Source organism: Micromonospora sp. NPDC052213, from assembly GCF_040679695.1.
Lineage (GTDB): Bacteria > Actinomycetota > Actinomycetes > Mycobacteriales > Micromonosporaceae > Micromonospora.
Genome location: NZ_JBFAVI010000281.1, coordinates 1 through 4,949 on the forward strand (window position 1 = coordinate 1; position 4,949 = coordinate 4,949).

Consider the following 4,949-nt stretch of genomic DNA (forward strand, 5'->3'; position numbering starts at 1 on the left):
CCGGCCGGACTGGTTCTTCGACCCGACGCTCGCCGGCGGCGGCATCGTGATGAACGTCGGCACACACAGTATCGACAAGGCTCACTGGCTCGGCGCCGCTGCGGCCGTCGTGTCCGGGATGAGTCCGGTGCCCGGATCAGTTGCGGCCGGGCTCGACGATCTCGCCCTCGATGGCCCGGCCCCCGTCGACCACGGTCGGCGGCGGCTCGGCCGTCGGGCGTGGCGTGGGCTGCGGGGCGCCTCGGCGCACCCGCACCCGGCGGGGCCCGAACAGGTCACCGGCGACCATCGACGACACCCGGCGCTCCGCGGCACGCTGCACCCCGCCGCGGGCCAGCCGACGTACCGGCGGCACCAGCAGCAACAACCCCACCAGGCCACTGACCAGGCCGGGGGTCGCCAGCAGCAGCGCGCCGACCAGCCCGACGAGACCGTCGGTGACCTGCCGTCCCGGCGGCTGGCCGGTTTCCGCGGCGGCCCGGAAGCCACGCCAGGCGCGCATGCCCTCCCGGCGCAGCAGCACCAGCCCGAGCAGCGACACCGCGAACACCGCCAGCAGCGCCGAGCCGAACCCGATCGCCCGGCCCACCACGACGAACACCGCCAGCTCCAGCAGCACCGCCAGCAACAGGCCCAGCGGCACGTACCTCAGTCCTCGGCGCATCTCACCTCATCCGCCATCCGCGGCGCGGTCGGTCCGCGCAGGCACTGCGTCCAGCATGACACGCCGACGCTCAGGGCCATCGCACCTGACCGTCGGGGGTGCCGTGCAGGCCCCGCCGCACCGCCAGCCGCCGATCCTGCAGACCCCACGCGGTGATCCGCCACAGCGCCTCCGCCACGATCAGCGGGCTCATCTTGCTGCTGCCGCGCTCCCGCTCGGCGAACGTGATCGGCACCTCGACGATGCGTGCCCCGGCCCGGTGCGCCAGCCGCGACAGCTCCACCTGGAACGAGTAGCCCTGCGAACACACCGACGCCAGGTCGATCTCGTCCAGGGCGGACAGCCGGTACACCCGGTAGCCGCCGGTGGCGTCGGACACCGGCATGCCCAGCGCCAGCCGCGCGTACAGGTTGCCGCAGCGCGACAGCAGCAGCCGCCGCAGCGGCCAGTTCACCACCCGCGCGCCGGTGGTCCACCGGGAGCCGATCACCACGTCGGCGTCGCGGGCGGCCGCCAGCAGCGTGGGCAGGTCCTCGGGGGCGTGTGAGCCGTCGGCGTCCATCTCCACCACGGCGTCGAAACCACGCTCGCGGGCCCACGCGAACCCCGCCAGGTACGCCGCACCGAGGCCCTGCTTGCCCTCGCGGTGCAGCACGTGCACGTGCGGGTCGGCGGCGGCCAGGGCGTCGGCGACCGCGCCGGTGCCGTCGGGGCTGTTGTCGTCGGCGACGAGGATCTCCACGGCCGGGGCGGCGCGGCGCACACGCGCCACGATCGACGCCACGTTGTCGGCCTCGTCGTAGGTCGGGATCACCACGAGCACCCGACCCAGGCCGGGGTGGCCGGCGCGTGGCCCTCGGGTGTCGGTCGTCTCGCCCACCGTCGCTTCCCCTCCGCCGGACTGCCGGCTGGTGTCATCCGGCGCGGTGCCGGCGGCGCAGCACGGCCGCGCCGACCAGGGCCGCCACCGCCAGGGTGGCCAGTGCCGCCTCCGGCCACAGGCCGACCCGGGTGGCCAGGGTGCGCCCGTCGTCCAGGCGCAGCTGCCGCACCACGACCGCGCGGGTGTTGAACCCGGTGGCGTCGCTTACCCGCCCGTCGGGGGCAACGAACCCGGACACTCCGACCGTGGAGGCCATCAACGCCGGCCGGCCGTGCTCGACCGCCCGCAGCCGCACCATGGCCAGCTGCTGCCGCGCCTCCGCCACGTCGAAGGTGGCGTTGTTGGTCTGCACCACCAGCAGCTGCGCCCCGCCGGTGACGGTGTCGCGGACCACCTCGTCGTAGGCGACCTCGAAGCAGATCACGTCGCCGAGCACGGCCGGGCCGGTGCGCAGCACGCCCGGCTCGGTGCCGGGCACGAAGTCGGCCCGCACCCGGTCCACCTGCTTGCTGACCATTCGGGCGAGGTCGCGCATCGGCACGTACTCGGCGAACGGCACCGGGTGCCGCTTGATGTAGACCTGCTCCAGGTCGGGGCCGGTGCCGGGCCGCCAGAGGATGCCGGCGTTGCGGACCTCGCCGTCGCCGGGGCCGCGCAGCACCGCGCCGACCAGGATCGGCGCGCCGATCGTGTCGGCGGCCCGGGAGATCAGGGCGCCGGCGTCGGCGTCGCGCAGCGGGTCGATGTCGCTGGCGTTCTCCGGCCACACCACCAGGTCGGGGCGGCGCTGGGCGCCGGCGGCGACCTGCTCGGCCAGCTCGACGGTGGCGTCGACGTGGTTGCCGAGCACCGCCTTGCGTTGGGCGTTGAAGTCCAGCCCCAGCCGGGGCACGTTGCCCTGCACGATCGCCACGGTGACGGTGTCGCCGCCCCCGGCGGCGGCCACCGGCACCAGCAGCCCGGCGACGGGCACCGCGACCGCGCCGGCGGTCAGCCCGGCGATCGGCGCCCACCGCCGCCGCCCGTCCCACGGCCGCCACAGCGCCGCGACGAGCAGCCCCCCGGTCAGCGCCACCGCGAACGTCACCAGCGGCGCGCCGCCCAGCGCGGCCAGCCGCAGCAGCGGCGAGTCGTCCTGGCTGAACGCCAGCCGCCCCCACGGGAACCCGCCGAACGGGGTGCGGTCGCGCAGCGCCTCCTGCCCCACCCACAGCACGCCGGTCAGCGCCGGCCAGGCCCACCGGAGGCGGTCGGCCAGGGGGGAGGCGTACGCGCTCGCCGCGCCCAGCAGCGCCAGGTAGGCGGCCTGCAGCAGCGACAGCAGCGTCCACGGCAGGTAACCGGTGTGCAGGTTCGTCCAGCTCAGCAGCGGCGCGAACAGCGCCACCCCGGTCAGGAAGCCCAGCCCGGCGCCGGCCCGGACGCGGCGGCGGTGCGCCGCCGCGGCCAGCAGCGCCACGCCGACCGGCGCGAGCGGCCACACCCCGTACGGGGGGAACGCCGCCAGCAGCGCCAGCCCGGCGGCCACCGCCATCGGCGCGGCCACCCGCAGCGGCAGCGCCTGCGGCGCCACGTCGGGCAGGCGCGGGGCGTCGGCGCGCGGCTGGCTGCTGTCCACGGTCGTCACAGGCACCTCACCTTGATCACAGAGCGGAAGGCTACCCGGTGGCCGGCGCGGCACCGGGGACGCCGGTGGCCACCGGGCGGGTGAAGCAGTCGAGGAATCGTTCGGCGACCCGCCGCTCGCCGGTGACGTGCAGCGCGCCGTGGTGTTCCGCCTCGTCGCGGGGCCGGTAGCCGAACACGACCTCCAGCAGGGTGCGCGGGTCGGTGTCGACGACGGCGGCGCAGCGCTCGCCGGCGCCCCGGCTGATCCGCAGCCCGGCCCGGTCGGCCTCGGCGACGAACCGGTCGGCGCCCAACCGCAGCGCCACCGGCGCCGCCGGCCCGCCGGCGGGGCCCGGGTCGTACGTGGTGCGCAGGGCGAGCATCAGGGCGTCGACGCTCAACCGACCGGTGGCGGGCAGCGGCTGCCGGCTGCCCCACCGGCCCAGCGCCAGCAGGCTCTCCTCCAGCTCCCGGCCGCGTGGGGTGAGTTCGTACACGCGGGCGCTGGCCGGGGGGCCGAGGGTGCGGCGGGTCACCACGCCGGCCCGTTCCAGCTCGCGCAGCCGCGCGGACAGCACGTTCTGGCTCATGGTGGGCAGGCCACGGCTGAGGTCGGAGAAGCGTTTCGGGCCGAGCAGCAGCTCCCGGACGACCAGCAGCGCCCAGCGTTCGCCGACCACGGCCAGCGCGCGGGCCAGCCCGCACAGATCGTCGTAGGAACGCACCCGCCCAGCGTAGCCGTGGTGCTTGCCCGAACGAAGCGAGCACTCCTAATGTAGGAGCGACGGTTCGAGGGAGGCCCCATGACCGCGACCACCGCCCTGCCGCAGGGCGACGTACGACTGCTCGACCATCCGGTGACGCGGCGACTGCTGGCCTCCACGGAGCTGGCCGGCGTCGCCTCCGTCGCGCCCGACGGCACGCCCCGGGTGCTGCCGATGCTGTTCCACGTCGCCGCCCGGGGCCGGTCGTGACCTACGTGCTGATCCCCGGCGCGGGCGGCAGCGCCGACTACTGGCACCTGCTCGTCGACGAGCTGCGCCGCCGCGGCCGCGAGGCGGTCGCCGTGGACCTGCCCGCCGCCGACGACGCCGCAGCCCTGCCCGAGTACGCCGCCACCGTCCGCGCCGCGATCGGCGACCGGCGCCGGGTGGTGCTGGTCGCGCAGTCCCTCGGCGCGTTCACCGCCCCACTGGTCGCCGACGACCCGCGGGTGACGATGGTCGTCCTGGTCAACCCGATGATCCCCGCCCCCGGCGAGACGGCCGGGCAGTGGTGGGCGGCCACCGGCCACGCGCAGGCCCGCGCCGACCACGCCGTCGCGCAGGGCCGCACCCCCGGCGACCACGTCGACCTGGCGGTGGACTTCTTCCACGACGTCCCCGAGGCGGTGGTGGCGCGCCTCACCGCCGCCGACGCGCCCGACGAGTCGCCGGCGGTGTTCACCCGCCCCAACCCGCTGCGCCGCTGGCCCGACGTGCCCACCCGGGTCGTCACCGGCCGCGACGACCGGTTCTTCCCCGCCGACTTCCAGCGCCGCCTGGCCCGCGAACGCCTCGGCGTCGACGTCGACGTGCTGCCCGGCGGGCACCTGATCGCGCTGAGCCAGCCGCGACGCCTCGCCGACCAACTCGACGCCTACCGCATCCAGGCCCCACCCGCCGACCGCTGAGACGCCGTGGACAGACCGAGCCGGGCAACGCCGACCACCGTTCGACGTGTCATCGCCCACGGCAAGCCCGTCCCGGCCGGCAGGCGACACCGGATGCGCCCGCTGAGCGACGCCTGGCCGCA

At 76.2% G+C, this 4,949-nt stretch carries 6 protein-coding genes; 2 read left to right on the forward strand and 4 right to left on the reverse strand.

All coding sequences use genetic code 11. The annotated features are described in order from the left end of the window. Positions 1 to 136 precede the first annotated feature (136 nt). The 4 genes from AB0L34_RS32830 to AB0L34_RS32845 form a co-directional block, all read right to left on the reverse strand. On the reverse strand, positions 137 to 664 hold the full coding sequence (locus AB0L34_RS32830) for an FxsA family protein (protein ID WP_363709443.1): 528 nt from the start codon (positions 662 to 664) through the stop codon (positions 137 to 139). Between the two features lie 70 nt (positions 665 to 734). Next, positions 735 to 1,544: a polyprenol monophosphomannose synthase gene (locus AB0L34_RS32835; protein ID WP_363709445.1), complete on the reverse strand. Its 810-nt coding sequence runs from the start codon at positions 1,542 to 1,544 to the stop codon at positions 735 to 737. A gap of 34 nt (positions 1,545 to 1,578) precedes the next feature. Beyond that, the gene (lnt, locus tag AB0L34_RS32840; RefSeq protein ID WP_363709455.1) at positions 1,579 to 3,129 is read right to left on the reverse strand and encodes an apolipoprotein N-acyltransferase; all 1,551 of its coding nucleotides are present in this window, start codon (positions 3,127 to 3,129) and stop codon (positions 1,579 to 1,581) included. 76 nt (positions 3,130 to 3,205) lie between these two features. Continuing rightward, positions 3,206 to 3,880, reverse strand: a complete 675-nt coding sequence (locus AB0L34_RS32845) for a helix-turn-helix domain-containing protein (RefSeq protein WP_363709447.1) — start codon at positions 3,878 to 3,880, stop codon at positions 3,206 to 3,208. 78 nt (positions 3,881 to 3,958) lie between these two features. On the opposite strand from AB0L34_RS32845, the gene AB0L34_RS32850 reads away from it, so the two are divergent. Both AB0L34_RS32850 and AB0L34_RS32855 read left to right on the forward strand, forming a co-directional pair. Beyond that, on the forward strand, positions 3,959 to 4,129 hold the full coding sequence (locus tag AB0L34_RS32850) for a hypothetical protein (RefSeq protein ID WP_363709450.1): 171 nt from the start codon (positions 3,959 to 3,961) through the stop codon (positions 4,127 to 4,129). Then, entirely contained in the window at positions 4,126 to 4,827 is a 702-nt protein-coding gene (locus AB0L34_RS32855) for an alpha/beta fold hydrolase (RefSeq protein WP_363709453.1), read from the forward strand. Before AB0L34_RS32850 ends, AB0L34_RS32855 begins: the two co-directional genes overlap by 4 nt. The last annotated feature ends 122 nt before the right edge of the window (positions 4,828 to 4,949 follow it).

Excerpts from the sequence above, each read along its gene's own strand:
- AB0L34_RS32830 (WP_363709443.1), bottom strand. The coding sequence starts at position 664 with ATGCGCCGAGGACTGAGGTACGTGCCGCTGGGCCTGTTGCTGGCGGTG.
- AB0L34_RS32850 (WP_363709450.1), top strand. The coding sequence starts at position 3,959 with ATGACCGCGACCACCGCCCTGCCGCAGGGCGACGTACGACTGCTCGAC.